Source organism: Pseudomonas sp. FSO-7 (assembly GCF_059579345.1).
This window is the reverse complement of sequence record NZ_CM184193.1, coordinates 5,132,579-5,159,429: the sequence shown is the minus strand read 5'-3', so window position 1 is coordinate 5,159,429 and position 26,851 is coordinate 5,132,579. Positions and strand designations below refer to the sequence as shown.

25 protein-coding genes and 1 tRNA gene are annotated in these 26,851 nt (G+C 61.2%); 13 read left to right on the top strand and 13 right to left on the bottom strand.

What is annotated here, in order from left to right; translation table 11 throughout:
• Window positions 1–7: 7 nt before the first annotated feature.
• The 12 genes from ruvA to AC515T_RS22560 all read left to right on the top strand — a co-directional run bounded on the left by ruvA (window position 8) and on the right by AC515T_RS22560 (window position 8,848).
• A complete protein-coding gene (gene ruvA, locus AC515T_RS22615; RefSeq protein ID WP_024779454.1) occupies window positions 8–616 on the top strand; it encodes a Holliday junction branch migration protein RuvA in 609 nt (202 codons plus the stop codon).
• Window positions 617–1,678: a Holliday junction branch migration DNA helicase RuvB gene (ruvB, locus tag AC515T_RS22610; protein WP_003178599.1), complete on the top strand. Its 1,062-nt coding sequence runs from the start codon at window positions 617–619 to the stop codon at window positions 1,676–1,678. It abuts the gene before it with no gap.
• A gap of 127 nt (window positions 1,679–1,805) precedes the next feature.
• Entirely contained in the window at window positions 1,806–2,273 is a 468-nt protein-coding gene (ybgC, locus tag AC515T_RS22605; RefSeq protein WP_003205037.1) for a tol-pal system-associated acyl-CoA thioesterase, read from the top strand.
• Window positions 2,263–2,958, top strand: coding sequence for a protein TolQ (tolQ, locus tag AC515T_RS22600; protein ID WP_014339916.1), 696 nt, complete (start codon window positions 2,263–2,265; stop codon window positions 2,956–2,958). The genes ybgC and tolQ overlap by 11 nt, the downstream gene beginning before the upstream one ends.
• A gap of 23 nt (window positions 2,959–2,981) precedes the next feature.
• Entirely contained in the window at window positions 2,982–3,434 is a 453-nt protein-coding gene (gene tolR / locus AC515T_RS22595; protein WP_161798348.1) for a protein TolR, read from the top strand.
• Complete coding sequence (tolA, locus tag AC515T_RS22590) at window positions 3,434–4,513, top strand: cell envelope integrity protein TolA (RefSeq protein WP_003205033.1); 1,080 nt, start codon at window positions 3,434–3,436, stop codon at window positions 4,511–4,513. The genes tolR and tolA overlap by 1 nt, the downstream gene beginning before the upstream one ends.
• Window positions 4,510–5,811 (top strand): Tol-Pal system beta propeller repeat protein TolB, encoded by a 1,302-nt coding sequence (tolB, locus tag AC515T_RS22585; RefSeq protein WP_072408782.1) that lies wholly within the window; start codon window positions 4,510–4,512, stop codon window positions 5,809–5,811. Before tolA ends, tolB begins: the two co-directional genes overlap by 4 nt.
• Window positions 5,812–5,863: 52 nt before the next feature.
• Window positions 5,864–6,361: a peptidoglycan-associated lipoprotein Pal gene (gene pal / locus AC515T_RS22580; RefSeq protein WP_003178634.1), complete on the top strand. Its 498-nt coding sequence runs from the start codon at window positions 5,864–5,866 to the stop codon at window positions 6,359–6,361.
• A gap of 6 nt (window positions 6,362–6,367) precedes the next feature.
• A complete protein-coding gene (gene ybgF, locus AC515T_RS22575) occupies window positions 6,368–7,201 on the top strand; it encodes a tol-pal system protein YbgF (RefSeq protein ID WP_496530087.1) in 834 nt (277 codons plus the stop codon).
• A 166-nt stretch (window positions 7,202–7,367) separates the two neighbouring features.
• Window positions 7,368–8,015: a 7-carboxy-7-deazaguanine synthase QueE gene (gene queE, locus AC515T_RS22570; protein ID WP_496530086.1), complete on the top strand. Its 648-nt coding sequence runs from the start codon at window positions 7,368–7,370 to the stop codon at window positions 8,013–8,015.
• A gap of 19 nt (window positions 8,016–8,034) precedes the next feature.
• The gene (queC, locus tag AC515T_RS22565) at window positions 8,035–8,709 is read left to right on the top strand and encodes a 7-cyano-7-deazaguanine synthase QueC (RefSeq protein WP_496533177.1); all 675 of its coding nucleotides are present in this window, start codon (window positions 8,035–8,037) and stop codon (window positions 8,707–8,709) included.
• A 63-nt stretch (window positions 8,710–8,772) separates the two neighbouring features.
• Window positions 8,773–8,848, top strand: a tRNA-Lys gene (locus AC515T_RS22560).
• A 132-nt stretch (window positions 8,849–8,980) separates the two neighbouring features.
• On the opposite strand, the gene AC515T_RS22555 is transcribed toward AC515T_RS22560, so the two are convergent.
• From AC515T_RS22555 to AC515T_RS22530, 6 genes are all read right to left on the bottom strand, one after another.
• Window positions 8,981–10,432 (bottom strand): hypothetical protein, encoded by a 1,452-nt coding sequence (locus AC515T_RS22555; RefSeq protein ID WP_496530085.1) that lies wholly within the window; start codon window positions 10,430–10,432, stop codon window positions 8,981–8,983.
• Between the two features lie 97 nt (window positions 10,433–10,529).
• Entirely contained in the window at window positions 10,530–11,717 is a 1,188-nt protein-coding gene (locus tag AC515T_RS22550) for a cyanate transporter (RefSeq protein ID WP_496530084.1), read from the bottom strand.
• 249 nt (window positions 11,718–11,966) lie between these two features.
• Window positions 11,967–12,881 (bottom strand): copper homeostasis membrane protein CopD, encoded by a 915-nt coding sequence (gene copD / locus AC515T_RS22545; RefSeq protein ID WP_496530083.1) that lies wholly within the window; start codon window positions 12,879–12,881, stop codon window positions 11,967–11,969.
• A gap of 4 nt (window positions 12,882–12,885) precedes the next feature.
• On the bottom strand, window positions 12,886–13,263 hold the full coding sequence (gene copC, locus AC515T_RS22540; protein WP_496530082.1) for a copper homeostasis periplasmic binding protein CopC: 378 nt from the start codon (window positions 13,261–13,263) through the stop codon (window positions 12,886–12,888).
• Window positions 13,264–13,305: 42 nt separating this feature from the next.
• Entirely contained in the window at window positions 13,306–14,097 is a 792-nt protein-coding gene (locus tag AC515T_RS22535; protein ID WP_496533176.1) for a copper resistance protein B, read from the bottom strand.
• Window positions 14,098–14,194: 97 nt separating this feature from the next.
• Entirely contained in the window at window positions 14,195–15,970 is a 1,776-nt protein-coding gene (locus tag AC515T_RS22530) for a copper resistance system multicopper oxidase (RefSeq protein WP_496530081.1), read from the bottom strand.
• 495 nt (window positions 15,971–16,465) lie between these two features.
• Here AC515T_RS22530 and nadA point away from each other — a divergent pair, with 495 nt between their 5' ends.
• Window positions 16,466–17,524 (top strand): quinolinate synthase NadA, encoded by a 1,059-nt coding sequence (gene nadA / locus AC515T_RS22525; RefSeq protein ID WP_496530080.1) that lies wholly within the window; start codon window positions 16,466–16,468, stop codon window positions 17,522–17,524.
• 231 nt (window positions 17,525–17,755) lie between these two features.
• Here nadA and AC515T_RS22520 read toward each other — a convergent pair whose 3' ends face one another.
• From AC515T_RS22520 to gcsR, 7 genes are all read right to left on the bottom strand, one after another.
• The gene (locus AC515T_RS22520; RefSeq protein WP_186706344.1) at window positions 17,756–18,244 is read right to left on the bottom strand and encodes an RDD family protein; all 489 of its coding nucleotides are present in this window, start codon (window positions 18,242–18,244) and stop codon (window positions 17,756–17,758) included.
• Window positions 18,245–18,337: 93 nt separating this feature from the next.
• Window positions 18,338–18,550 carry a cold-shock protein gene (locus AC515T_RS22515; protein ID WP_003175786.1) on the bottom strand — a complete coding sequence of 71 codons (213 nt, stop codon included), beginning with the start codon at window positions 18,548–18,550 and terminating at the stop codon, window positions 18,338–18,340.
• Between the two features lie 396 nt (window positions 18,551–18,946).
• A complete protein-coding gene (gene gcvT, locus AC515T_RS22510) occupies window positions 18,947–20,071 on the bottom strand; it encodes a glycine cleavage system aminomethyltransferase GcvT (protein ID WP_496530079.1) in 1,125 nt (374 codons plus the stop codon).
• A gap of 31 nt (window positions 20,072–20,102) precedes the next feature.
• Entirely contained in the window at window positions 20,103–21,479 is a 1,377-nt protein-coding gene (locus AC515T_RS22505) for an L-serine ammonia-lyase (RefSeq protein ID WP_496530078.1), read from the bottom strand.
• A gap of 199 nt (window positions 21,480–21,678) precedes the next feature.
• Window positions 21,679–24,528, bottom strand: coding sequence for an aminomethyl-transferring glycine dehydrogenase (gene gcvP / locus AC515T_RS22500; protein ID WP_496530077.1), 2,850 nt, complete (start codon window positions 24,526–24,528; stop codon window positions 21,679–21,681).
• Window positions 24,529–24,538: 10 nt separating this feature from the next.
• Window positions 24,539–24,922, bottom strand: coding sequence for a glycine cleavage system protein GcvH (gene gcvH, locus AC515T_RS22495; RefSeq protein WP_496530076.1), 384 nt, complete (start codon window positions 24,920–24,922; stop codon window positions 24,539–24,541).
• 417 nt (window positions 24,923–25,339) lie between these two features.
• A complete protein-coding gene (gcsR, locus tag AC515T_RS22490; protein ID WP_496530075.1) occupies window positions 25,340–26,848 on the bottom strand; it encodes a transcriptional regulator GcsR in 1,509 nt (502 codons plus the stop codon).
• Between the last annotated feature and the right edge of the window lie 3 nt (window positions 26,849–26,851).

Below are 26,851 nucleotides of genomic sequence, written 5' to 3'. Positions count from 1 at the left end.
CTGAAACGTGATTGGACGCTTGCGCGGCACCCTGGCTGAAAAACAGCCGCCGCACCTGATTCTGGATGTAAATGGCCTGGGCTACGAGCTGGAAGTGCCCATGACCACGCTGTATCGCTTGCCGTCGGTCGGCGAGCCGCTGACCCTGCACACCCATTTGGTCGTGCGCGAGGATGCGCAGTTACTCTATGGTTTCGTTGGCAAGCGCGAGCGGGATTTCTTCCGCGAGTTGATCCGTCTCAATGGCGTCGGCCCGAAACTGGCCCTGGCCTTGATGTCGAGCCTGGAAGTCGACGAACTGGTGCGCTGCGTGCAGTCCCAGGACACGTCGGCCCTGACCAAGGTGCCGGGGGTGGGCAAGAAAACCGCCGAGCGCCTGCTGGTCGAACTCAAGGACCGCTTCAAGGCCTGGGAGGCGGTGCCGGCGATGTTCGCCCTGGTGCCGAACCAACCGGACGCGCCGGTGCCGGCCGCCAGCGCCGAAAACGATGCGGTCACCGCGCTGATTTCCCTGGGCTACAAGCCGCAGGAAGCCAGCAAGGCGATTTCCGCCATCAAGGAAAAAGGCCTGAGCACCGAAGACATGATTCGCCGTGCCCTGAAGGGAATGATTTAAGTGATTGAAGCTGACCGTCTGATCGCCGCCACGGGCGCGCCCCGTGACCGCGAGGAAATCCAGGACCGCGCGATTCGTCCTGTCAGCCTGGCCGACTACATCGGCCAACCGACCGTGCGCGAGCAGATGGAGCTGTTCATCCAGGCGGCCCGCGGGCGCAGCGAGTCGCTGGACCACACCTTGATCTTCGGTCCGCCGGGCCTGGGCAAGACCACCCTGGCCAACATCATTGCCCAGGAAATGGGTGTCTCGATCAAGAGCACGTCGGGGCCGGTGCTTGAACGGCCGGGCGACCTGGCGGCGCTGCTGACCAACCTTGAGCCCCATGACGTACTCTTCATCGACGAAATCCATCGGTTGTCGCCGATCGTCGAGGAAGTGCTGTACCCGGCCATGGAAGATTTCCAGCTCGACATCATGATCGGCGAAGGGCCGGCGGCGCGCTCCATCAAGCTCGACCTGCCGCCCTTTACCCTGGTGGGCGCCACCACCCGCGCCGGCATGCTGACCAACCCGCTGCGGGACCGTTTCGGTATCGTCCAGCGCCTGGAGTTCTACAACAACGCCGACCTGGCGACGATTGTCAGCCGCTCGGCGGGCATCCTCGGGTTGCCGCTGGACCCGGACGGTGCTTATGAGATCGCCCGGCGTGCCCGGGGTACGCCGCGGATCGCCAATCGCCTGCTGCGTCGGGTCCGGGATTTTGCCGAAGTCCGGGCCAAGGGTCACATCACCAAGCCGATTGCCGACCTGGCGTTGAACCTGCTGGACATCGACGAGCGTGGTTTCGACCACCAGGACCGGCGCCTGCTGCTGACCATGATCGAGAAGTTCGACGGCGGCCCGGTGGGCGTGGACAGCCTGGCGGCGGCCATCAGCGAAGAGCGCCACACCATTGAAGACGTGCTGGAACCGTACCTGATCCAACAGGGCTACATCATGCGCACCCCTCGCGGTCGCGTGGTGACCCGCCATGCTTATCTGCACTTTGGCTTAAACATCCCGACACGAATGGGCGAGATGCCGGTGGTAGACGAATTCCTCGATGCCGTGGACGATTGAACGAGCTCTGTACGCCGACTTTTTTCCGGTTCGTGCTGTCCCAGACGACGCCTGGAGCGTCAATGCGTTCGAGAATGAAAAAACAGTTGCCTGGCCGATTGGCAACCTGAGGAGTAAGCACTAGAGTATGCGCGCGCAAAACGGGCTGGAGTCGTTCGCACATCGCTGTCGCGTTTATTACGAGGACACCGATGCTGGCGGCATCGTCTACTACGTCAATTACCTCAAGTTTATGGAACGGGCTCGAACCGAACGGCTGCGGGAACTGGGTTTTGCCCAATCCGCGCTGGCAGGGGAGGACCTGTTATTCGTCGTGCATTCCAGCGAAGCGCGTTACCACGCGCCGGCGCGACTGGACGACGAACTGGTGGTAAGTGCCGATGTGATCGAATTGAACCGTGTCAGCCTGCGCTTCAAGCAGCAGGTCAGGCGGGCTACGGATAACGTGCTGCTCTGCGAAGGGCAGTTTTTGGTGGCCTGTGTGCGCACCCATAGTTTGAAACCCCGGGCCATTCCCGAAGCTCTACGCGCGGCCTTTGCCGGCGTGAGCGGCGCGGGTACACACTCAGAGCAGGAGATAAAGCGTGGAAGCTAACGTCGTCGACCATTCCTCCATGTGGAGCCTGGTCAGCAATGCCAGTGTCGTGGTGCAACTGGTAATGCTGACCCTGGTAGCCGCATCGGTGACCTCATGGATCATGATCTTTCAGCGCAGCAACATGCTGCGCGCCGGTCGCCGCGCCCTGGAGAGCTTCGAGGAGCGCTTCTGGTCCGGCATCGACCTGTCCAAGCTCTATCGCCAGGCCGGCAGCAACCCGGACCCGGATTCGGGCGTCGAGCAGATCTTCCGTGCTGGCTTCAAGGAGTTCTCCCGCCTGCGCCAGCAGCCGGGCGTCGACCCTGAGGCAGTGATGGAAGGCGTGGCCCGTGCCATGCGTGTCGCCATTTCCCGCGAGGAAGAAAAGCTCGAGCAGGGCCTGTCGTTCCTGGCCACCGTTGGTTCGGTCAGCCCGTACATCGGTCTGTTCGGTACCGTGTGGGGGATCATGAACTCCTTCCGTGGCCTGGCTTCCGCCCAGCAAGCGACCCTGGCCACCGTGGCCCCGGGCATCGCCGAGGCACTGATCGCCACCGCCATCGGCCTGTTCGCGGCCATCCCGGCCGTTATCGCCTACAACCGCTTCGCTGCCCGCAGCGAAATGCTGACTGGCCGTTACTACACCTTCGCCGATGAATTCCAGGCGATCCTGCACCGTAAAGTGCACACCAGCGAAGAATAAGCAGGTATTTCCCAATGGCTTTAATCGCTCGAGCCCGAAAAAAGCGCAAGCCGGTTGCCGAGATGAACGTGGTGCCCTACATCGACGTGATGTTGGTGCTGCTGGTCATCTTCATGGTGACCGCGCCCATGCTCAATCAGGGCGTGAAGGTCGATCTGCCCAAGGTTTCCAGCGAAGCCTTGCCGCAGGACAACAACACCCAGGTACTGACCATTTCGATCAAGGCTGACAAGACCTACTACTGGAACCTTGGCAGTGAAGTGGACACCGAGAAGCAGCAGGACCGGGCCATGACCTTGCCGCAGATGACCGATGCGGTGACCAAGATCATTCGTGTCGGCAACGACGCCGGCAAGCGCACCCAGGTGTTCATTCGTGGCGACAAGACCGTCGACTACGGTGCCGTGATGGGGGCCATGGGCGGGCTGCAGAAAGCCGGGGTCGGTAATGTTGGCTTGATTACCGAGGCACCCTGATGCAGCAACAGCGAGAGCCGTCCGCCTCGGAAAGCTACTTCTGGCCCAGTGTCCTGGCCATCGGCCTGCATGTGCTGGTGTTCGGCATGCTGTTCGTCAGTTTTGCCATGACCCCGGAGTTGCCGCCGGCCAAGCCGATCGTGCAGGCGACGTTGTACCAGCTCAAATCGAAAAGCCAGGCCACCACGCAGACCAACCAGAAGCTTGCCGGTGAGGCGAAGAAGTCCGCCGCTCGCCAGACCGAAGTCGAGCAGATGGAACAGAAGAAGGTTGAGCAGGAAGCGATAAAGGCTGCGGAACAAAAGAAAGAGGAAGCGGCTCAAAAGGCCGAAGAAGCCAAGAAGGCCGATGAGGCGAAGAAAGCGGACGAGGCGAAGAAGGCTGACGAGGCCAAGAAAGCCGACGAAGCGAAGAAAACCGCCGAGGCCAAAAAGGCAGAAGAGAAACAATTGGCTGATATAGCCAAGAAGAAAGCCGAAGAAGAAGCCAAGAAAGCCGCTGAAGAAGAGGCCAAGAAAGCGGCCGCTGAAGAAGCGAAGAAAAAGATCGTCGAGGACGCGAAGAAGAAAGCGGCCGAAGACGCCAAGAAGAAAGCTGAAGCTGAAGAGGCGAAAAAGAAAGTCGCCGAAGACGCGAAGAAGAAAGCCGCCGCCGACGCCGCCAAGAAAAAGGCCCAGGACGCAGCGCGTAAATCCGCCGAAGACAAAAAGGCCCAGGCCTTGGCAGATTTGCTTTCCGACACGCCGGAGCGCCAGCAAGCCTTGGCCGATGAGCAGGGCGATGAAGTCGCCGGCAGTTACGATGATCTGATTCGTGCCCGAGCGGCAGAAGGCTGGGCTCGTCCACCTTCGGCGCGCAAAGGCATGACGGTAGTATTGCAAATCGGCATGTTGCCCGACGGTACGGTTACCTCGGTCAGCGTCGCCAAGTCCAGTGGTGACGGTCCGTTCGACGCTTCGGCGGTCGCTGCGGTCAAGAACATTGGGCGTTTGACGGAAATGCAAGGAATGAAACCGAGCGACTTTGCTCCCTATCGTTCATTCAAGATGACATTCACACCTGAGGATCTAGCCTTGTGAGAAACCTTCTTCGATCAATGCTGGTCGTTATCTGCTGCCTGGCAGGGATAGCGGTAGCAGAGGAAAAGAACATCCTGGTCACCAGCGGCAGCGACCGGGCGACCCCGATCGCCGTCGTACCGTTCGGCTGGCAGGGCGGTAACGTCCTGCCGGACGACATGGCGGAAATCATCGGCAACGACCTGCGCAACTCGGGTTACTACGCGCCGATTCCGAAGCAGAACATGATCAGCCTGCCAACCCAGGCCAGCGAAGTCATCTACCGTGACTGGAAGGCCCTGGGCGCCCAGTACATCATGGTCGGCAGCATCGTTCCGGCCGGCGGTCGCCTGCAGGTGCAGTACGCCCTGTTCAACGTCGCCACCGAGCAGCAGGTGCTGACCGGCAGCGTGTCGGGCAGCGTCGATCAACTGCGCGACATGTCGCACTACATCGCCGACCAGTCGTTCGAGAAACTCACCGGTATCAAGGGCGCGTTCTCCACTCGCATGCTCTACGTGACGGCCGAGCGTTTCTCCGAGAACAACACCCGCTACACCCTGCAGCGTTCCGACTATGACGGCGCGCGTGCGGTGACCTTGCTGCAATCGCGCGAGCCGATCCTGTCGCCGCGCTTCGCCCCCGATGGCAAGCGCATCGCCTATGTCTCGTTCGAGCAGAAGCGTCCGCGTATTTTCGTGCAGCACATCGACACCGGTCGTCGTGAGCAGATCACTAACTTCGAAGGCCTGAACGGTGCGCCAGCCTGGTCGCCGGACGGTTCGCGCCTGGCGTTCGTGCTGTCCAAGGACGGCAACCCGGACATCTACGTGATGAACCTGGCCTCGCGTTCGATCTCCCGTGTCACCAACGGCCCGGGCATCAACACCGAACCGTTCTGGGGCAAGGATGGCTCGACCATCTACTTCACCTCCGACCGCGGCGGCAAGCCACAGATCTACAAGACCAGTGCCGGTGGCGGCGGTGCCGAACGCGTGACCTTCGTCGGTAACTACAACGCCAACCCTAAATTGTCGGCGGACGAAAAGACCCTGGTGATGATCCATCGCCAGGACGGTTTCACCAATTTCAAGGTGGCGGCCCAGGATTTGCAGCGCGGTAGCGTAAAAATCCTCACTGATAGCACTCTGGACGAGTCACCCACTGTTGCGCCCAACGGCACCATGGTAATCTACGCCACCCGCCAGCAGGGCCGGGGAGTCTTGATGCTCGTGTCCATTAATGGACGCGTGAGGCTCCCGCTTCCTACCGCACAAGGCGAAGTCAGAGAACCGTCCTGGTCCCCTTACCTGAACTGACGCGGCGCTATACGTTTTACTTAACACACTGGGGTTCATTAGGAGTTTCACGATGGAAATGCTGAAGTTTGGTAAATTTGCTGCGCTGGCTCTGGCCATGGCTGTAGCTGTAGGTTGCTCGTCCAAAGGCGGCGACAATGCCGGTGAAGGCGCTGTTGATCCAAACGCTGGTTACGGCGCTAACACGGGTGCAGTTGATGGCTCCCTGAGCGAAGAAGCTGCTCTGCGCGCAATCACCACCTTCTACTTCGAATACGACAGCTCGGACCTGAAGCCAGAAGCCATGCGCGCTCTGGACGTTCACGCCAAAGACCTGAAGGCAAACGGCGCTCGCGTTGTTCTGGAAGGCAACACCGACGAACGTGGTACTCGTGAGTACAACATGGCACTGGGCGAGCGTCGTGCGAAAGCCGTTCAACGCTACCTGGTACTGCAAGGTGTTTCCCCAGCTCAGCTGGAACTGGTTTCCTACGGCGAAGAGCGTCCAGTTGCTACCGGCAACGACGAGCAGTCCTGGGCTCAAAACCGTCGCGTCGAACTGCGTAAGTAATTCGTCATGCGAACGTGCCGTCGTGCTGTAACTGTTCTGGCTCTCAGCCTCGCGCCGCTTGCGGCGTGGGCTGCGGTTCCTGTGGTCGATAACGATGCCGGCTATAACAATAGCGGGAGCAGCTATCCGCCTGCAGGTTACGGTACGAACGGCGCCTATGCCGGGGGAGGGGTTTCGGCTCCTGTCTCGGCACAGGGCCAGCTGTTCAACCAACTGCAGCAAATGCAGGATCAGATCTCGCGCCAACAGGGTGTGATCGAAGAACTGCAAAATGACATTTCGCGCATGAAGCAGGAAAGCCTGGAGCGATACCAGGATCTTGATCGGCGCATAGGATCCGGCGTTGCACCTGCCGCGACTCCTGAGAATTCTCCAGCTGGTGGCGACTTGAACGCCCCCGGTGCAGCCGCAGGCGCGGGCGCAGCGGCTCCAGCAGCCCCTGCCGCCGGTGGCGAGCCGGCTGATCCGGCGAAGGAAAAGCTTTATTACGATGCTGCCTTCGACCTGATCAAGGCCAAGGATTTCGACAAGGCCAGCCAGGCCTTTGCCGCTTTCCTGCGCAAATACCCAAACAGCCAGTACGCGGGCAATGCCCAATACTGGCTGGGCGAAGTGAACCTGGCCAAGGGTGACCTGCAAGGTGCCGGCCAGGCGTTCGCCAAGGTTTCGCAACTGTATCCCAAGCACGCCAAGGTGCCGGATTCGCTGTACAAGCTGGCTGACGTAGAACGCCGCCTCGGTCACACCGACAAGGTGAAAGGCATTCTGCAACAGGTGGTGGCCCAGTACCCGGGCACATCCGCCGCACAACTGGCCCAGCGTGATCTGCAACGCATGTAAGCCGGCTTGAGCTGTTTTGAAGAAACCCGCGCTTGTCGCGGGTTTTTTCGTTAGAATTCACGCCCTTTTTATGAAACACGCTTTTTGGGATCTGCGCGTTGGCGGGGTTCCTTGAAGTGCCTGACGGAGGCGGACAGCCTGTTTAGCTGTTACGCCCGTGGCGACTATGCAAGACACATTGAGAATCACCGAAGTTTTTTACTCGTTGCAGGGTGAAACGCGAACGGCTGGGCTGCCCACGGTATTCGTGCGCCTCACCGGTTGTCCGTTGCGTTGCCAATATTGCGACAGTGCGTACGCCTTCAGCGGCGGCACCGTGCGAACCCTCGACGATATCCTGGAGCAAGTAGCCAGCTATCGTCCGCGTTATGTCTGTGTCACGGGTGGTGAGCCCTTGGCGCAACCCAACGCCATCCCTTTGCTCAAGCAGTTGTGTGATGCCGGTTACGAGGTTTCCCTGGAGACCAGCGGCGCCCTGGATATCTCGGCCGTCGACCCGCGTGTCAGTCGCGTCGTGGACCTGAAAACCCCAGGCTCCAAGGAAGCGCACCGCAACCGCTATGAGAATATCGAACTGCTGACGCCCAACGATCAGGTCAAGTTCGTGATCTGTTCACGCGAGGATTACGACTGGGCCGTGTCCAAGTTGATCCAGTACGGGCTCGACCAGCGGGCCGGCGAAGTGTTGTTGTCGCCGAGTCATCACGATTTGAGCGCTCGGGAACTGGCGGATTGGGTGGTGGCGGATAACCTGCCGGTGCGCCTGCAACTGCAGCTGCATAAATATCTTTGGAACGACGAGCCGGGGCGCTGAGATGACTGAACATTCGAATATTGCTGAAAAACGTGCGGTCATCCTGTTGTCCGGTGGCCTGGATTCGGCCACGGTTGTGGCCATGGCCCGTGCCGAGGGCTACCGCTGCTACACCATGAGTTTCGACTATGGCCAGCGCCACCGCGCTGAATTGCACGCCGCCGAGCGGGTTGCCCGGGACTTGGGCGTGGTGGAACACAAAGTGATCGGCCTGAACCTCAACGGCATTGGCGGCTCGGCCCTGACCGACAGTTCCATCGACGTGCCCGAGGCGCCTAGCGAGGGCATCCCGGTGACGTATGTGCCGGCGCGTAACACGGTGTTCCTGTCCCTGGCATTGGGCTGGGCCGAAGTGCTGGGCGCCCGTGATATTTTCATTGGCGTCAATGCCGTGGATTATTCCGGCTATCCGGATTGCCGCCCGGAGTTCGTCGACGCGTTCGAGCGCATGGCCAACCTGGCGACCAAGGCCGGCGTGGAAGGGCAGGGTTTCCGCATCCAGGCGCCGTTGCAGAATCTCAGCAAGGCCGACATCGTCAAGGCAGGCGTGAAGCTTGGCGTGGACTACGGACTCACCGTTTCCTGCTATCAGGCCGACGATCAGGGCCGCGCCTGCGGCAAATGCGACAGCTGCCGCCTGCGTGCAGAAGGCTTCGCGGCGGCGGGTGTGAGCGATCCAACCCGTTATTTTTGATTTATTTCAAATTAAGTGTTGAATAGTCCTTAGAAATCAGTATTATACGCGCCACCACACAGCGGGTCGTTAGCTCAGTTGGTAGAGCAGTTGGCTTTTAACCAATTGGTCGTAGGTTCGAATCCCACACGACCCACCATTTTTAGCTGTTTTAAAAGTCTGGAAGGCCCACGAAAGTGAGGATTTCCGGATTTTTTTTTGCCTGAAATAAAGTGTCCCCCCCGCCCAAGAGCGGGGAGTCAGTCGTCCTGTCGTGGAGCAATCGCCACGCTCACGACTTGCCAGGCCCCTCAGTCCTTTTCTCGCCCGCGGCGGAGTGATAAACGCCAGGAACCAGCGCTTCCCACGCGAGCCAACGTCCTGCGTGGATCCGCCATGAGGGCACCCGGCAGGCCCATTCGCTCTGTGGTTTCCTGGCGAATACCGGTAACCGAGGTTTTCGCACAACCTTGCTATTGAGCGTGCTGACACAGAACCTCGAGTAGTTTTTCAGTTCTTTGAGTTCAAGCGACAGCATGTCTCTCGGGCACAGTAACAGTACGTCCCCAAAGGAATACAACTGGAACGCCTCGACTTCTATTTTTTGCGTAGCAACCTGGCGTGTTTTCCACAGGGTGGCATTCAGGTCTTGCAGCTTTATATCCTCTGGCAAGGCGTATCGCTCCGCCGTTTGTTGGCGAACCGATAAGCCGCCTGCTGCGATGTAGGTTATTTGGCTCAAACTGCCCGGCGAGAGCAATGTGAAGGCGCAGAAGGCGAGGAGCATGGCAATCAGGCCATTGAAGGTGCGCCTGTAGATGTCCCCCTTGAAACAGTAAAATATGATGACCGGTAGCAGGGTGAAGATGAGTGTCAGCCAGGACAGGCCCGCCACGTAGGGGATGGTGTCTGGCGTTTCCCTCTCCATATAGGAACGTATCGTCAGCAGGATTGGAAAGGCGGCGAAGATCACGGTGATGAATAGAGAGATCGAGAGCAGGGTGACGAGCCAGAACTCTTTGCGAGCCCGTATCCAGGACAGTAGCCGCTGCCAATGTTCTTTTACCCAGAGCCATGCTGGAACCGTTTTGTCTTTAAGTGCCTGCCAATAGGTGAGCCATTCGTGCGACCAGGTCTTCTGGGGGGCGGCGGCCTTGTGCCGCTGCGGCTTTTTTCGCTTTATTTGCCGATGGGCTGCCAGGCGTTTCAAGCGGGCTCGATCCAGCCTGGCTTGGACAAGTGTGCTTTTCCTGATAATTCTTTTGAACGGCGTGAATGCGTACATGAGAAAACACGCAACGAAGACGATCAGGAATAACGCCGCCAATGTCCCCCAGGGGCTCAATAACGTGGGCAGGAAGAAGGTGGCACAGATGAATGCGCTAAATCCGACAACTGTGGGGAACACCAGGTAGAAAACGATCTTCGGTTGGTTGTCCTTCATGTTTGAAAAAAGCGAAACCGAGCAGCCGAACATCCACGTTGTTGCCCCCAGGATGAACAAATACGACAGCATCAGTAGCAGGACGAGCACGACCCAGACCAACAGTGCAGACTTCACATCGATGGACGGCATGAACAGATCGATTCGTCCAATCGTGCGGGTATAGAGATACAGTGTGATGAACCCAAGCCCAGTCGCGAGCAGGCCTAACGTGACGGTGATCTGGGTCCAATAGGAAAGAATGCGTTTGACGGTGTGCTTGAGCACTTCAGCGAAGGTTCTGTCAGGTATGACGGACAAGGCGTAGCTCCCTTACGAGGTAAAAATCCTGGTAGGTATAGTAACGCCAAGTCGCGCCAGCCCAATCTTCGGTCTAGTCAGTCATCCCCCTGAACGTTCAGCGGATGTGTTGTCCGTAATGTTTCGGGTCCAAGCGCAATACCATTACCATCATCAACGCCATGACCGCCGTGAGTGACCACCAGGCCCACTCAAAACTCCCTAATTGGTCACGGATCATCCCGGCAATCAATGGCGAGAGGCCGGCGATGAGATAGCCGATACCCTGCACGAACGCGGTAAGACCGCCAGCCCGTCGCGGGTTGTCCAAGTGGTCGAGGGACACGATCAGGCTCATGGGGAACAGGCCGCCGATACCCAGCCCCAGCAGGCAGGGCCAGAGCAGGCTGAAGCGTTCGGGGCTGAGGATCAGGCCGCAGAAGCCGCCGATGATCAAGGCCAGCAGGGCGGTCAGGACCAGGCGTTTATCCCGGCTGCGGTTGGCGATCGCCGGGGTGACGAGGCCGGACAGCACTTCCATGGCCGTGAGGAACCCTAGCAGCAGGCCCGCGTGTTGTTCACTCCAGCCCTTTTCCACGTAGTACGGGGCCAGCCAGGCCAGTACACAGGTGTAGGAGGCGGTGCCCAGGCCGAAGAAAATCGCCAGCAGCCAAGCCCGGGAATTGCTGAAGAATGACGCTTGCTGCCGGACAGGGGCTTCGGGCAACGGTGTCACGGCTGAGCGCTGGACGTGCCAGCAACCCAGGGCGACCAACGCCAACAATGCCCAGATTGCCAGGCCGATGCGCCAGCTACCGGTCTGCGACAGGACAAACGGCGAAAACGACGCGGCAAGCGCCGCCCCGCCCATGATGGACGTGACATACAGGCCCATGAACAGCGAGACGTTGTCGGCGTAGCGCGACTTGATCAGCGCCGGCATCACCGCCTGGATCAGCGCGATGCCGAGCCCGGCCAACACCGCGCTGATGATCAGCTCAGCGGCGCTGTCCAGGTACAAGCGCGATGCGGTGGCGATACCGATGATCAACAGCGACAGCACGATGGTACGGTGCTCACCGATGCGCAAGGCGATGCGCATGCCCAGGAACATCGCCAGGCCCATGGCCATGACCGGCAACATGGTCAGCAGCGAGGCGGTGCTGAAGCTCAGGGGGACCTCGCCGCGAATGGCTGACAGCAACGGCCCGACGGCGGCCATCGAGGGCCGCAGGTTCAGCGCTACCAAGACGATGCTGACCATCAGCCATATGGCATGGGTGCTTGAGGTTCGAACGTTTTCCATAACAGGGCCTTGGCTAAAACAAAGCATCATTTAGGCTGGAGAGCTGCGATGGGGCAAACTGAAAACTGGCGTTGGATATTGAAAAACTAAATAGCACACAGATTATGGTCACAACGCAGACCCTGTGGGAGCGAGCTTGCTCGCGATGGCGGCATAACAGGCAATATTAATGTTGGAAGTCATGACCTCATCGCGAGCAAGCTCGCTCCCACAGGTTTTTTGTGTGGTTGGAGTTCCTCTGGCAGCCTCCTAAGCGCCCACCCCCGGACTCAACGTCCCCAACCAGGCCACCAACCCCAGGATGACCACCGCCACGGAGAACTCCAGCACCATGCTGCGCCGCAGGGCCTTCACCGCGACCCCGTGCTTGCCACTCTGTCGGGCTTGCTCCAGGAGTGGGCTCAGGTGAAAACGGTTCAACGCGGCGAACACCAGCATGGCCGCGAACAAGATGAGTTTGAGCGCCAGCAACTGACCATAGGTGCTGTCGAGCAGCCCTGTGACACTGGGGCCGACGATGAACAGATAATTGACCATCCCTGTCACGCTGATGACCACCACGATCACCGCACCGGCAGTTTCAAACCCGGTCAATGTCCGGGCCAGCACCGCCAAGGCAGGTTCGGCCTGGCGAAGCAGCAGGGCAAACGCGGCCAAGGCACCGACCCAGCCACCTGCCGCCCACAGGTGCAGGAAGTCGGTGATGAAGTGCCAGTGACGGCGGCTGCCTTCGTCCATGGCGCCGTGGCCTGTCCAGGCCAGCGTCGCCAGCGCCACGGCACCGCCCAGTGTGATCAGGGTCAGGCTGGCGGTCGGCCAACGGTGATTGAGCGTCACGGCGAAACCGGCCAGCAGCAGCGCCACCATGCGCAGCGTCCAACTCAAGCCGACATCGGTCTCCATCACCATCATTTCAATGTGTGGCCACAGTTCGGCCCACGTTGAAACACCGCTCATGGCCCAGGCCATGCACGCCATGGCCGCCAGGGAGAGCAACCCGCCCAGCACCGCTGTGGTCAGCAGCAGTGGTGCGAAAGGCAACGGCGCCCCCGAGACCCGCTCCTGGCCGCGCAGGCTATAGAGGCCAAACGCGGCCAGGCCGAACAGCAACATCAAATCCAGGTAGAGAGCAAAGCGCAGCGCGATGTTGATCGAGTCGCTCATCAACTCACTTCACCTTGAACGTGACGTTGCCGGTGATCGGGTGAGTGTCGGACGACACCGCGCGCCACTGGACCTGATAGGTGCCGGCGGTGAGGGGCGCATTCGGCGTGATGACCATGGTTTTCGGATCATCGCTGCCGGACACCTTGGCCGGCATGGGCATTGGCGAATGCGCCGCCATGCCCGGCATCGCGGTCATCATCAGTTTGGCGCCGGAGAACTTGGTCAGCAGGTTTTCGGAAAAGTGCAGCTCGATCTTTGCCGGTGCCGCCCCTTCGGCGCCTTCGGCCGGAGTGGAGGACAGCAGTTTCGGGTGGGCCTGGGCCAGGCCACTGAGCAACAGGCCGGCGGACAAGGCGACGGCGGTTTTGATGAATGACATGCAAGGACTCCTACAATCGGTTTTTAGTTTTAGTGAAACAGGTCAGAACCACATGCGTACGCCTAACACCAGGCGCGCTTCGCTGCGGTCTTCGCCTTCTTCCCGGGCGTAGTCGGCGGTGTTGCCGTAGACCCGATTCCAGGTGACGCCAATGTAGGGCGCGAATTCGCGGCGTATTTCATAGCGCAGCCGCAGGCCGAGCTCGGTGTCCGACAACCCCGAGCCGACGCCACGGACGGGATCGTTCTTGCCATAGAAGTTGACCTCGGCGGTGGGCTGCAGAATCAACCGATTGGTCAGCAAGATGTCGTAGTCGCCCTCCAGGCGCGCCGCGCTCTGGCCACCTTCGCCGATGAATGCGGTGGCCTCGGCTTCGAAGTTGTAGAGCGCCATGCCTTGCACACCGAAGGCGGCCCAGGTTTGCGGATCGCCTGGCTTGAAGTCCTGGCGCACGCCGGCCACCACGTCCCACCAGGGGCTGACGGCGTGGCCCCACAGGGCCTGCAATTCGGCTTCTTCAGTCTTGCCGTTGAGGCGTTCACCTTCGGAGCGCAACCACAAACGGTCGATGTCGCCGCCAATCCAGCCGGAGGCGTCCCAGCTCAGGGCGCTGCCGTCATCGGCGTCCTGCCATTCCAGTTGGTCGATGAGGAAAAACGAATGGATGGCGCTGTCATGCACCGCGTGTCCGCCATGATCCTCGTAGACGGCGGCGCGGTCGGCGGCGGTCAGTGTCGGGATCGGTGTGCGGCTGGTGGTCGGCGCTGATTGCATGGGTTCCATGCCCTGCATCGAGTCCATACCTTGCATCTGGCTATGGTCCATGCCTTGCATGTCGTTGCTCGCCGCCCAGGCCGAGGCGGTGGCGCCGAGGGTCAGACTGGCAATGAGTGCCATGGGGTAGTGAAAAACAGTGGTCATGGTCGACTCCTCATTCCTGCACCCGAACTTCACGGAACATGCCCATCTCCATGTGAAACAGCAGATGGCAGTGATACGCCCAGCGTCCGAGGGCATCGGCGGTGACTCGGTAGCTGCGCCTGGCCCCCGGTGGCACGTCGATGGTGTGCTTGCGCACCATGAACTGGCCGTTCTCATCCTCCAGGTCGCTCCACATGCCGTGCAGGTGGATGGGGTGGGTCATCATGGTGTCGTTGATCAGCACGATGCGCAGTCGCTCGCCGTACTTGAGCAGCAGCGGCGCGGCGTCGGAGAATTTCACGCCGTTGAACGACCAGACGAATTTCTCCATGTGGCCGGTCAGGTGCAGCTCGATCGTGCGGCCCGGCTCGCGGCCGTCGGGGTCGGGAAAAGTGCTGCGCAGGTCGGAGTAGGTGAGCACTTTGCGACCGTTGTCGCGCAGTCCCATGCCCGGATCATCGAGCTTGGGCTTGACGCTCATGGCCTGCATGTCCACCAAGGGGTTGTCTTTCTCGGTGTCGGGGTGCGCGGGCATGCTGTCCATGCCCTGCATGGCACCGTGATCCATGCCGGCCATGTCGTTCATCCCCTGCATCTGGCTGTGATCCATGCCTTGCATCGAGCTGTCGTCCGTTCCCGCCATGCCCTGCATCGAGCCGTGGTCCATGCCACCCATGCCCATGTCGTCCATGGTCACCAAGGGCCGCGGGTCAAGGGGCGGCACCGGTGCCGACAACCCGGCCCTGGTCGCGAGGGTGCCGCGGGCATACCCGGTGCGATCCATGGACTGGGCGAACAGGGTATAGGCCTCTTGGGTCGGTTCGACGATGACGTCATAGGTTTCGGCCACGGCGATCCGGAACTCATCGACGCTTACCGGTTTGACGTATTGGCCGTCGGACGCCACCACTGTCATCTTCAAGCCGGGAATGCGCACGTCGAAATAGCTCATGGACGAGCCGTTGATAAAGCGCAGGCGAAGGCGTTCGCCAGGCTTGAACAGGCCGGTCCAGTTCATGTCCGGCGCCTGGCCGTTCATGAGGTAGGTGTAGGTGGCACCACTGACGTCGGCCAGGTCAGTGGGGTTCATCTTCATTTCGGCCCACATCTTGCGGTCGGCCACGGTGCTGGCCCAGCCGTTCTTGCCCACATCGTCAATGAAGTCGCCGACGGTGCGTTTGTTGTAGTTGTAGTAGTCCGATTGTTTCTTGAGCTTGCGCAGGACGTCGCCGGGGTCCTCATCGGTCCAGTCGGTGAGCATCACCACGTAGTCCCGTTCGTACTGGAAGGGCTCGGGTTCCCTGGCGTCGATCACCAGCGGGCCGTAGACCCCGGATTGTTCCTGGAAACCGGAGTGGCTGTGGTACCAGTAGGTGCCGTTCTGCCGGACCTTGAACTGATAGACATACAGGCCGCCGGGTTCGATGCCTTTGAAACTCAACCCTGGAACGCCGTCCATGTTGGCCGGCAGCAGGATGCCGTGCCAGTGGATGGAGGTGGTGTCCTGCAAGCGATTGCGCACCCGCAAGGTCACGGTGTCGCCTTCACGCCAGCGCAGCAGCGGGCCGGGGATGCCGCCGTTGATGGTCTGGGCGGTGCGGGGGCTGCCGGTGAAATTGACCGGGCTTTCGCCGATGAACAGGTCAAACTCGGTGCCGGTCATTTCATTGAGCTGGCCGGGGCTGGTGACCGCCCAGACGGGCGAGCGCCATAACCCCAGGCCACCGAGGATGCCACCGGCAGTCAGGCCTTTGACGAAGGTTCGCCGGGAAGTTTTTGTTTGCATCGATGGAAGTCCGTCAGTCGATTCGCAGCGAGCACAGGAACAGTTCCCTGTGCAGGTTTGAAAAGAAGATGACATAAGCCGACGCGGTAGGTGATTACATTTCAGTCAGCTTGCCGGAGGCAGAAATCAGCCATTGCCTTGGCGAATACAAAACCTGTGGCGAGGGGATTTATCCCCGCTGGGCTGCGCAGCAGCCCCAGAAAAGGTGAATGCAACTGACCTGATACACCGCGCTGATTGGGTCTAGGGCCGCTTCGCGCCCCAGCGGGGATAAATCCCCTCGCCACAGATGTTGTGTTTGACCTTATAGCCTTGATGCGTCTGCCAGGACGCAGGTCAGAATGATCTTTTGCATCGGCGGGATATTCTGTAGCCTTGCCGGCTTCACGCTGTCCCGTGCCTGATTGATACCCACTTTCCCGGCGGTACCCGAGTGGTCCGGAGCCGGGTGTATACTCGACTTTCGCGCTAAACGCGCTTGCAGGTCTTGCGAACATGACGCAAATTTCCGAACGCCTTCTGGTCCAGGCTCACCTCGACGCCAAGCAGCCCAAGCCGCTGACCGCCGAGCAAGAAGCCTGGTACCGCGCCGCCATCGCCGCCGAGCTCAAGGCTCAGGACGCGGTGCTGGTCGCGCACTTCTACTGCGACCCGATCATCCAGGCCCTGGCCGAAGAGACCGGTGGTTGCGTGTCCGACTCCCTGGAAATGGCCCGCTTCGGCAATGCCCACCCGGCCAAGACCGTGGTGGTGGCCGGGGTCAAGTTCATGGGCGAGACCGCCAAGATCCTCAACCCCGAAAAACGCGTATTGATGCCCACCCTGGAAGCGACCTGCTCCCTGGATCTGGGCTGCCCGGTGGACGAGTTCTCGGCGTTCTGCGACCAGCATCCGGAGCGCACCGTGGTGGTTTATGCCAACACCTCGGCGGCGGTCAAGGCCCGGGCTGACTGGGTGGTGACGTCCAGTTGCGCGCTGGAAATCGTCGAGAGCCTGATGGACAACGGCGAGACGATCATCTGGGGGCCTGACAAGCACCTGGGTACTTACATCCAGCGCAAGACCGGCGCCGACATGCTGCTCTGGGACGGTGCCTGCATCGTCCACGAAGAGTTCAAGTCCAAGCAGTTGGAAGACATGAAGGCGCTGTACCCGGACGCCGCGATCCTGGTGCATCCGGAGTCGCCGACGGCGGTGATTGAACTGGCCGACGCGGTGGGCTCTACCAGCCAATTGATCGCCGCGGCCCAGACCCTGCCGAACAAGACGCTGATCGTCGCCACCGACCGGGGCATTTTCTACAAGATGCAGCAGCTGTGCCCGGACAAGGTCTTCATCGAAGCCCCTACCGCCGGTAACGGCGCGGCGTGCCGCAGTTGCGCACATTGCCCGTGGATGGCGATGAACACCCTGGAGCGCACGCTCAAGAGCTTGCAGGAAGGCACCAACGAGATCTTCGTCGACCCGGCGCTGATTCCTCAGGCGATTCGCCCGCTCAAGCGCATGCTGGACTTCACCCAGGCGGCGCGGATGAAGTTGGCGGGGAATGCTTGAAGCCTTGAGGTTGTAGAAGGTCTTTAGGATGTAGACGGTCTTTAGGATGTAGACGGTCTTCAGGCCTATGAAGCTTTTGTGGCGAGGGAGCTTGCTCCCGCTGGGCTGCGAAGCAGCCCCAAATACCGGCAAACCGATGGTCCCTGGCATACCCATGGGCCTTTTTGCGGCTGCTTCGCAGCCGAGCGGGAGCAAGCTCCCTCGCCACAGGTACTGCTTCAATTCAGGGTGTCACTTGGTCTTCTTGGGAATCCGCACCAACTGCGTATCCGAGTAGATGTCATGCCAGCTGCGCTGGCGCTTGTCGAACAGCGCCCAGATGAAGCCCAGCCCCACCAGCAGCAGTGACGCGATCGACACCACGAACCGCAACAGCGCCTGCCACAGGCTGATGGCCGTGCCATCGGCGTTCTGTACGCGGATGCACCACACCTGCATGCCCAGGGTCTGGCCGTTGTGGGTCCAGAACTTGGCGAAGAAACCGAACAGCACGAACAGCAGCACGGTGGACAGCAGCGGGTCGCCGTCCAGCGCGCCGGCTTCGGTCAGGGCGCGCATTTTTTCCTCGCCGATGATCGCCATCTGGATCATCTTGTAGGCGCCGCTGGTGACGATCAGCAGCGCCGTGCACAGCAAGAAGTCATAAAACATCGCCGCCAGGCGACGGCCCAGGCCGGCGGGGGGGAAGTCGCCCTGGGGCGTGAGCAAGTGTTTCGACATGACGGCCTCAAACAAAAAAGAAGCCATTTTACGGATTTACGCCCATAAAAAAGCCCCTGATATCAATCAGGGGCTTTTTAGTATGCGAAAGCCTTAGGCTTCGGCTTGAACCTCGTCAGCCTGCATGCCTTTCTGGCCTTGCACGGCAACGAAAGTGACTTTCTGGCCTTCTTTCAGGCTCTTGAAGCCGTTGCCCTGGATGGCGCGGAAGTGCACGAACAGGTCCGGACCGCTTTCAGGCGTGATAAAACCAAAACCCTTTTCGTCGTTGAACCACTTGACGGTACCGCTCTGACGTTGAGACATTTTCTTATTTCCTTTGACGCTAAAATTGATGACAGCCTCTTTCGCATGAAAGAGTACTGGGGCTGGGTTGCAGGAAAGTAAGAGACGTCGAACGGGATGTAGCGAACTTCATAAGCTACTGCCCAGGTCACGATTCCAAGCGACCCATGCAAACACAGTGACCAAACTCTACGCCAACTTCGAATAAAAAAACAACCCCCCCGCAAGGCCCCGTATTTGCTCAGCTTGCCAGCATTTACGCCGCTTGCGGAACAGGGCTTATTCGATAGGCTAGTTCAATTGTTTACGATCGTTATAAGGTCGGTTGAGTGTCTAAAGATATGCACCCTTTTATGGCGGTTGCGTGACACATTAGTGCACGTATAACGCAACCGCGTTACTTATAGAAACAACCAATCAGCCGCGGTAGTAGCGCTGTGGAACGAATGGCATTTTGCTTACAAGCAAAGGCACCTTTTTCCCACGCACAATGGCCCAGACCGGCGTATCCAGCGCTACATAGGCATTGTCCAGATAACCCATCGCCAGCGGAGCGCCCAAGGTGGGGCCGAAACCGCCGCTGCACACAGAGCCGATGATCTCGCCGGCTTCGTTGACGATCTCCGCGCCTTCACGCACCGGTGTGCGTTCCTGGGGCAGCAGACCGACGCGTTTGCGCTTCACGCCGCCCTGTTGTTGGGCGAACACGCGCTCAGCGCCAGGGAAACCACCGGCGCGAGCGCCATCGGCACGGCGCACTTTGGAAATGGCCCACAGCAGGCTGGCTTCGATCGGTGTCGTCTCGGTGTTCATGTCGTGGCCATACAGGCACAGGCCGGCTTCCAGGCGCAGGGAGTCACGGGCGCCAAGGCCGATGGCCGCGACTTCCGGCTCGGCCAGCAAGGCGCGGGCGAGCTTTTCCGCGTCGGCGGCGGGTACGGAGATTTCGAAACCGTCTTCACCGGTGTAGCCCGAACGGCTGACAAAGCAGTCCACGCCCAATAGCGTGACGCGCTGGAACTGCATGAAGGTCATCTTCGCCACGTCCGGCGCCAGGCGGGCGAGCACGGTGACGGCGGCCGGGCCTTGCAGGGCGAGCAGGGCACGGGCTTCGAACAGCGGCTCGATGCTGCACTGCGCGCCAATGTGGGCCTGCAGGTGAGCCAGGTCCTGGTCCTTGCAGGCGGCGTTGACCACCAGGAACAGTTCGTCATTGCCCAGGTTGGCGACCATCAGGTCATCAAGGATGCCGCCGTTCTCGTTGGTGAACATGGCGTAGCGCTGCATGCCCACCGGCAGGTCGATGATGTCCACCGGCACCAGGGTTTCCAAGGCCTTGGCAGCGCCTGCGCCGGTCAGGCGGATCTGGCCCATGTGGGACACGTCGAACAACCCGGCCTGATCGCGGGTGTGCTGGTGTTCCTTCATCACGCCCAGTGGGTACTGCACCGGCATGTCGTAGCCGGCGAATGGCACCATGCGGGCGCCGAGTTCGAGGTGCAGGGCGTGCAGCGGGGTTTTCAACAGTGGTTCGGTGGACATATCGACTCCTGGAAAATGAGAATGGCGCGCGTCAGCATTCGATGATGTTGACCGCCAGACCGCCGCGGGCGGTCTCCTTGTATTTGCTTTTCATGTCGGCGCCCGTTTGGCGCATGGTGCGGATGACTTTGTCGAGCGAGACGAAGTGATGCCCATCGCCGCGCATGGCCATGCGCACCGCGTTGATGGCTTTCACCGAGCCCATGGCATTGCGTTCGATGCACGGCACCTGCACCAGGCCGCCAATCGGGTCGCAGGTCAGGCCGAGGTTGTGTTCCATGCCGATCTCGGCGGCGTTTTCCACTTGCTGCACGCTGCCGCCGAGCACTTCGCACAGGGCTCCGGCGGCCATGGAACAGGCCACGCCCACTTCACCCTGGCAGCCGACTTCGGCGCCGGAGATGGAGGCGTTTTCCTTGTACAGGATGCCGATGGCGGCGGCGGTCAGCAGGAAGCGCACCACGCCATCCTCGTTGGCACCGGGGATGAAGCGCATGTAGTAATGCAGCACGGCCGGGACGATGCCTGCCGCCCCGTTGGTCGGCGCGGTGACGACGCGCCCGCCATAGGCGTTTTCTTCGTTGACCGCCAAGGCATACAGGTTGACCCAGTCCAGCACTGACAGCGGGTCGCGCAATGCGGCTTCGGGGTTCTTGCACAACTGGCGGTGCAACGCCGCAGCCCTTCGCTTGACCTTCAGCCCGCCCGGCAGAATCCCTTCGTTGCGACAGCCGGCCGCCACGCAATCCTGCATCACCTGCCAGATTTTCAGCAGGCCGGCGCGGGTCTCGGCTTCGGGGCGCCAGGCGCTTTCGTTGGTCAGCATCACCTGGCTGATGGACAGGCCATAGGTGGTGCAATGCCCCAGCAGGTCCTTGGCGCTCTTGAACGGGAAGGTCAGGGGCGTGGCGTCTTCGACGATGCGGTCGGCGCCGGCGGCGTCTTCATCCACGACAAAGCCGCCACCGACCGAATAGTACTCGCGGCTGCGCACTTGCAGACCCGCTGCATCGAAGGCGCGGAAAATCATGCCGTTGGGGTGAAAGGCCAGCGGCTTGCGGATCATCGCCAAGTGCAGCTTTTCATTGAATTCGATGGCGTGTTCGCCGAGCAGATTCAGGCGACCGTTGCTGCGGATCTCCTGGAGCCGGGCGTTCACCGTTTCGGTGTCCACGGTGTCGGGGTGCTCACCTTCCAGGCCCAGCAGCACGGCCTTGTCACTGCCGTGGCCCTTGCCGGTGGCCCCGAGCGAACCGTAGAGCTCGACTTTGACGCTGGTGGTGACATTGAGCAGGTCATCACGACGCAGCCCTTCGGCGAAACGGGCAGCGGCACGCATCGGGCCGACCGTATGGGAGCTGGAAGGGCCGATGCCGATCTTGAACAGGTCGAACACGCTTAACGACATGGTGTTTCTCCGGTTTCTTTTTATGGGGATCGACGAATATGAGTTTGGCGTAGATCCAATGTGGGAGCGGGCTTGCTCGCGAAGGCGGTATGCCAGTCGATATTTACTTGGCTGACACACCGCCTTCGCGAGCAAGCCCGCTCCCACAAGGGGATATGCGGTGTTGTTGAGAGGGCGAGCAAGCCCGCCCCCTCACAGGTCAAGCGTAGCTTTCGATCGACGGACAGGCGCAGACCAGGTTGCGGTCGCCGAACACGTTGTCGACCCGGCCCACTGGCGGCCAGTACTTGCCATCGATCAACGACGCCACCGGGTACACCGCCTGTTCGCGGCTGTAGGGGTGAGTCCACTCGCCGACCAGCTCCGCCGCAGTGTGCGGGGCGTTCTTCAGCGGGTTGTCGTCTTTGTCCAGGCTGCCGTTTTCCACCGCGCGGATTTCTTCGCGGATGCAGATCATGGCGTCGCAGAAGCGGTCCAGCTCTTCCATGGATTCGCTTTCGGTCGGCTCGATCATCAACGTGCCGGCCACTGGGAACGACATGGTCGGGGCGTGGAAACCGAAGTCGATCAGGCGCTTGGCCACGTCATCGACACTGATGCCGCTGCTGTCCTTGAGCGGACGCAAATCGAGGATGCACTCGTGGGCCACCAGGCCGTTGCTGCCGGAGTAGAGCACCGGGTAGTGCTCTTCCAGGCGCCGGGCGATGTAGTTGGCGTTGAGGATCGCCAGTTGCGAGGCACGCTTGAGGCCCGCGCCGCCCATCATGCGGATGTACATCCAGGTGATCGGCAGGATGCTCGCGCTGCCGAACGGCGCCGCGCACACCGCGCCTTCCTTGCGCGCCATGTTGGCATGGCCCGGCAGGAACGGCGCCAGGTGCGACTTGACGCCAATCGGGCCGACGCCCGGGCCGCCGCCGCCGTGAGGGATGCAGAAAGTCTTGTGCAGGTTCAGGTGCGACACGTCGCCGCCGAACTTGCCCGGGGCGCAGAGGCCGACCATGGCGTTCATGTTGGCGCCGTCGATGTACACCTGGCCGCCGTTGTCATGAATGATGCCGCAGATTTCGCGGATGCCTTCTTCGAACACACCGTGGGTGGACGGGTAGGTGATCATCAGCGCGGCGAGGTGTTCGCGGTGCTCGATGGCCTTGGCCCGCAGGTCTTCGATGTCGACGTTGCCACGGGCATCGCAGGCGGTCACGACCACGCGCATGCCGGCCATGTTGGCGGTGGCCGGGTTGGTGCCGTGGGCCGAGGACGGGATCAGGCAGATGTCGCGGCGGTCTTCGCCACGGCTCTGGTGGTAGGCACGGATCGCCAGCAGGCCGGCGTATTCGCCCTGGGAACCGGCGTTGGGTTGCAGCGACACCGCGTCATAACCGGTGGCGGCGCAGAGCATGGCTTCCAGCTCATCGGTCAGTTGCTGGTAGCCGGCGCTTTGCTCGGCGGGGGCGAACGGGTGCAGGGCTCCGAACTCGGCCCAGGTCACCGGGATCATTTCACTGGCGGCGTTGAGTTTCATGGTGCAGGAACCCAGCGGGATCATGGTGCGATCCAGGGCCAGGTCCTTGTCGGCGAGCTTGCGCAGGTAGCGCATCAGCTCGGTTTCGGAATGGTAGCGGTTGAACACCGGGTGGCTGAGGATCGCCGACTGGCGTACCAGCTCGGCCGGGATGCGGCTTTGCACGCTGGCGGCCAGGGTCGCGAAGTCCGGCAGGGCCTTGCCGTCGGCCAGCAGGCTCCACAGTGCTTCGACATCAGCCTGGCTGGTGGTCTCGTCCAAGGACAGGCCCAGGCGTTCAGCGTCCACGACGCGCAGGTTGATGCGTTGGGCGCGGGCCTTGTCGTGCAGGGCGGCGGTTTGCGCACCGGTGCGCAGGGTCAGGGTGTCGAAGAAGCTCTCTTGCTCGACGCTCAGGCCCAGCGCGCCCAGGCCCTTGGCGAGGATCGCGGTCAGGTGATGGATGCGATTGGCAATTTGTACCAGGCCCTTGGGTCCGTGGTACACGGCGTACATGCTGGCGATGTTGGCCAGCAGCACCTGGGCGGTGCAGATGTTGCTCGTGGCTTTCTCGCGGCGGATGTGTTGCTCGCGGGTCTGCATCGCCAGGCGCAGGGCCGGCTTGCCGAAACGGTCCACGGAAACGCCGACCAGACGGCCTGGCATGTCGCGCTTGAAGGCGTCCTTGGTGGAGAAATAGGCCGCGTGCGGGCCGCCGAAGCCCAGGGGCACGCCGAAGCGCTGGGCGCTGCCAATGGCGACGTCGGCGCCGAATTCACCCGGCGGGGTCAGCAGCGTCAGGGCCAGCAGGTCCGCGGCAACGGCCACCAGGGCGTTGGCGGCGTGGAAGCGTTCGGTCAGTTCGCGGTAGTCGAACAGGTCGCCGTTGCTGGCCGGGTATTGCAGCAGTGCGCCGAAGAAACCGCTGACGTCGCTCAGTTCGCGCTCATCGCCCACCACCACGTTGATGCCCAAGGGCTCGGCACGGGTGCGCAGCACGTCGAGGGTTTGCGGGTGGCTGTGCACGGAGGCGAAGAAGGCGTTGCTGCCCTTGTTCTTGCTCAGGCGCTTGCAGAAGGTCATGGCTTCGGCGGCAGCGGTGGCTTCGTCGAGCAAAGAGGCGTTGGCGATCGGCAGGCCGGTGAGGTCGCTGATCAGGGTCTGGAAGTTCAACAGCGCTTCGAGACGGCCTTGGGAAATTTCTGGCTGATACGGGGTGTAGGCGGTGTACCAGGCCGGGTTTTCCAGCAGGTTGCGCAGGATCGGTGCCGGCGTGTGGCAGTTGTAGTAGCCCTGGCCGATGTAGGTCTTGAACAGCTGGTTTTTGCCGGCGATGGCTTTGATCGAGGCCAGTGCGTCGGCTTCGCTCTGGCCGTCGCCCATGTCCAGCACGCTGGTGCCCTTGATGCTTTCCGGGATGACGCTGGCGCTCAGGGCTTCCAGGGAGTCGAAGCCCAGGCGCTCGAGCATGGCTTGCTCGTCACTTGCACGCGGGCCGATGTGGCGGGCGATGAATTCGTTGGCGGTGCCGAGATTAACGGTCATGGTGCGCTCCTCAGGCTTCGGCGTTGGCTTTGATCAGGCGATCGTAGGCGTCTTGATCCAACAGCTTAGCCACTGCGTCGGCGTCGGTCGGTTTAAAGCGGAAGAACCAGCCTTCGCCCATCGGATCTTCGTTGACCAGTTCCGGACTTCCGTCGAGTTTGTCGTTCACTTCGAGCACTTCACCGTCCAAGGGCATGTACACCCCGCTGGCGGCCTTGACCGACTCTACGGTGGAGGCTTCGGCGCCTTTGTCGTAGGACTGCAGTTCAGGCAGTTGCACAAAAACCACATCGCCCAACGCGTTCTGCGCAAAAGCGGTAATGCCTACGGTGACGCTGCCGTCGGCTTCGGTGCGCAGCCATTCGTGATCTTCAGTGAAACGCAACTCGCTCATGGAAACTCCTGGGGCCAGATTCGTCTGGTGGACGCGAAGAAAGGCGCGGGGCTTGGCCCGGCCGAATGGCTATATCCATAGCAAGAATGCGGCCAATGTCATTAATGGCTTATATATCAATAAGTTGAATGGTTTTGTCGAGACCTGGATCGGCTTGGCTGTAGCGAAATCGCTACAGCTGGACGCCTGGAAAAAATCGTTGTGGGATCAAAGCCTTGCGCAGTGCAGGTTAGCGCAGGTCGTAGCGATATCGTTCCACTGTAGCGCTTTCAGTACAGGTGGAGGTCGTTTTTGGATGCGCTGCATAGCCTCTGTGGGAGCGAGCTTGCTCGCGATAGCGCAGTATCAGTCAACATTTCTGTCACTGTCGGACAGTCATCGCGAGCAAGCTCGCTCCCACAGGGGACTGTGGCGGGCTTATGGCTTGTTGGAAATCCCGTACTTGCGCAACCGATGGGCAATCGCCGTATGGGAGGTTTGCAGGCGGCTGGCCAACTGACGGGTGGAGGGGTAGTTGGTGTAGAGGCTTTCGAGCAGGTGCTTCTCGAAGGTTTCCACCGCCTGTTCCAGGCTTTCGACTTCCACATCGCCCTGGCGCGCCACGGAGGTGCCGGCGATGTCCAGGTCGCCGATATCCACCAGGCTGCTTTCGCAGATGGCGGCGGCGCGAAAGATCACGTTCTGCAATTGCCGCACATTGCCCGGCCAGCGGTTGCCCAGCAGCGCCGGGTAGGTACCGGGGGCCAGGCGGCAGACCGGGCGCTGGATCTGCGCGCAGGCCTGCTGCATGAAGTAGCGCGCCAGCAGGAGGATGTCCTGGCCGCGTTCACGCAGTGGCGGGACTTCGACATTGAGCACGTTCAGGCGATAGAACAGGTCTTCGCGGAACGAGCCTTCGCTGACCATTTTTTCCAGGTTGCGGTGGGTGGCGCTGAGGATCCGCACATTGACCTTGACTTCCCGGTCGCCGCCCACCCGGCGGAAGCTGCCATCGTTCAAGAAGCGCAGCAGCTTGGCTTGCAGGTACGGCGACATCTCGCCGATTTCATCGAGGAAGACCGTGCCCTGGTTCGCCAGCTCCATCAACCCGGGCTTGCCGCCCCGTTGCGCCCCGGTGAAGGCGCCGGGGGCGTAGCCGAACAGCTCGCTTTCCGCCAGGTTCTCCGGCAGCGCGGCGCAGTTCAGGGCCAGGAACGGTGCGCTGTGACGGGCGCTGATGGCATGGCAAGCCCGGGCCACCAGTTCCTTGCCGGTGCCGGTTTCGCCCTGGATCAGTAGCGGTGCATCCAGGGCCGCGACCCGCTGGGCCCGGGCCTTGAGGGTGCGGATCGCCGGGGACTCGCCGAGCAGCGCGTCGAAACCTTCGGCGTGGTCATGGTGCAGAGCCGACAGTCGTTCACCGATGCGATTGGGCTGATACAGCGTCAGCAGCGCGCCGGCGTCGGTGATGGGGGTGGCGTCCAGCAGCAAGGTCTGGCCGTTGAGGGTGACCTCCCGCAACGGCAGGCGGAAACCGTTCTCCAGCAGGGCGCCGAGCAATGCCTCGTCACTGAACAGCTCGGCCACGCTTTCCCCGGCCGGTTCACGACCGTACAGGGCGATCAGCGCCGGGTTGGCCAGCAACACCTTGCCCACGCTGTCCAAGGCCAGCACCGGGTCGGTCATGGCGGCGAGCAAGGCATCGAGCTGCAAGTGCCGACGCTGGCCCGGCAGGATGTCCACCACGGTGACCGCCTGCACGCCTTGCACGCTGAACAGCGCCTCGCGCAACTCGTCGAGCACTTGCGGGCTGAGGGTCGGGGCGTCGATGTAGACGTTGGGCGGCACCATCTCCACCGCATCCAGGTTGAGATTGCGCCCACCGAGCAGGGCCAGGACTTCCTGGGTGATGCCGACGCGGTCGATGAAACTGACGTGGATACGCATGGG

Bases quoted from the DNA above. Each gene is read 5' to 3' on its own strand.
- ybgC (WP_003205037.1), top strand. From the start codon at position 1,806: ATGCGCGCGCAAAACGGGCTGGAGTCGTTCGCACATCGCTGTCGCGTT.
- tolA (WP_003205033.1), top strand. From the start codon at position 3,434: ATGCAGCAACAGCGAGAGCCGTCCGCCTCGGAAAGCTACTTCTGGCCC.
- pal (WP_003178634.1), top strand. From the start codon at position 5,864: ATGGAAATGCTGAAGTTTGGTAAATTTGCTGCGCTGGCTCTGGCCATG.
- ybgF (WP_496530087.1), top strand. From the start codon at position 6,368: ATGCGAACGTGCCGTCGTGCTGTAACTGTTCTGGCTCTCAGCCTCGCG.
- queE (WP_496530086.1), top strand. From the start codon at position 7,368: ATGCAAGACACATTGAGAATCACCGAAGTTTTTTACTCGTTGCAGGGT.
- AC515T_RS22550 (WP_496530084.1), bottom strand. From the start codon at position 11,717: ATGGAAAACGTTCGAACCTCAAGCACCCATGCCATATGGCTGATGGTC.
- copD (WP_496530083.1), bottom strand. From the start codon at position 12,881: ATGAGCGACTCGATCAACATCGCGCTGCGCTTTGCTCTCTACCTGGAT.
- copC (WP_496530082.1), bottom strand. From the start codon at position 13,263: ATGTCATTCATCAAAACCGCCGTCGCCTTGTCCGCCGGCCTGTTGCTC.
- AC515T_RS22535 (WP_496533176.1), bottom strand. From the start codon at position 14,097: ATGCAAGGCATGGACCATAGCCAGATGCAAGGTATGGACTCGATGCAG.
- AC515T_RS22530 (WP_496530081.1), bottom strand. From the start codon at position 15,970: ATGCAAACAAAAACTTCCCGGCGAACCTTCGTCAAAGGCCTGACTGCC.
- nadA (WP_496530080.1), top strand. From the start codon at position 16,466: ATGACGCAAATTTCCGAACGCCTTCTGGTCCAGGCTCACCTCGACGCC.
- AC515T_RS22520 (WP_186706344.1), bottom strand. From the start codon at position 18,244: ATGTCGAAACACTTGCTCACGCCCCAGGGCGACTTCCCCCCCGCCGGC.
- AC515T_RS22515 (WP_003175786.1), bottom strand. From the start codon at position 18,550: ATGTCTCAACGTCAGAGCGGTACCGTCAAGTGGTTCAACGACGAAAAG.
- gcvT (WP_496530079.1), bottom strand. From the start codon at position 20,071: ATGTCCACCGAACCACTGTTGAAAACCCCGCTGCACGCCCTGCACCTC.
- AC515T_RS22505 (WP_496530078.1), bottom strand. From the start codon at position 21,479: ATGTCGTTAAGCGTGTTCGACCTGTTCAAGATCGGCATCGGCCCTTCC.
- gcvP (WP_496530077.1), bottom strand. From the start codon at position 24,528: ATGACCGTTAATCTCGGCACCGCCAACGAATTCATCGCCCGCCACATC.
- gcvH (WP_496530076.1), bottom strand. From the start codon at position 24,922: ATGAGCGAGTTGCGTTTCACTGAAGATCACGAATGGCTGCGCACCGAA.
- gcsR (WP_496530075.1), bottom strand. From the start codon at position 26,848: ATGCGTATCCACGTCAGTTTCATCGACCGCGTCGGCATCACCCAGGAA.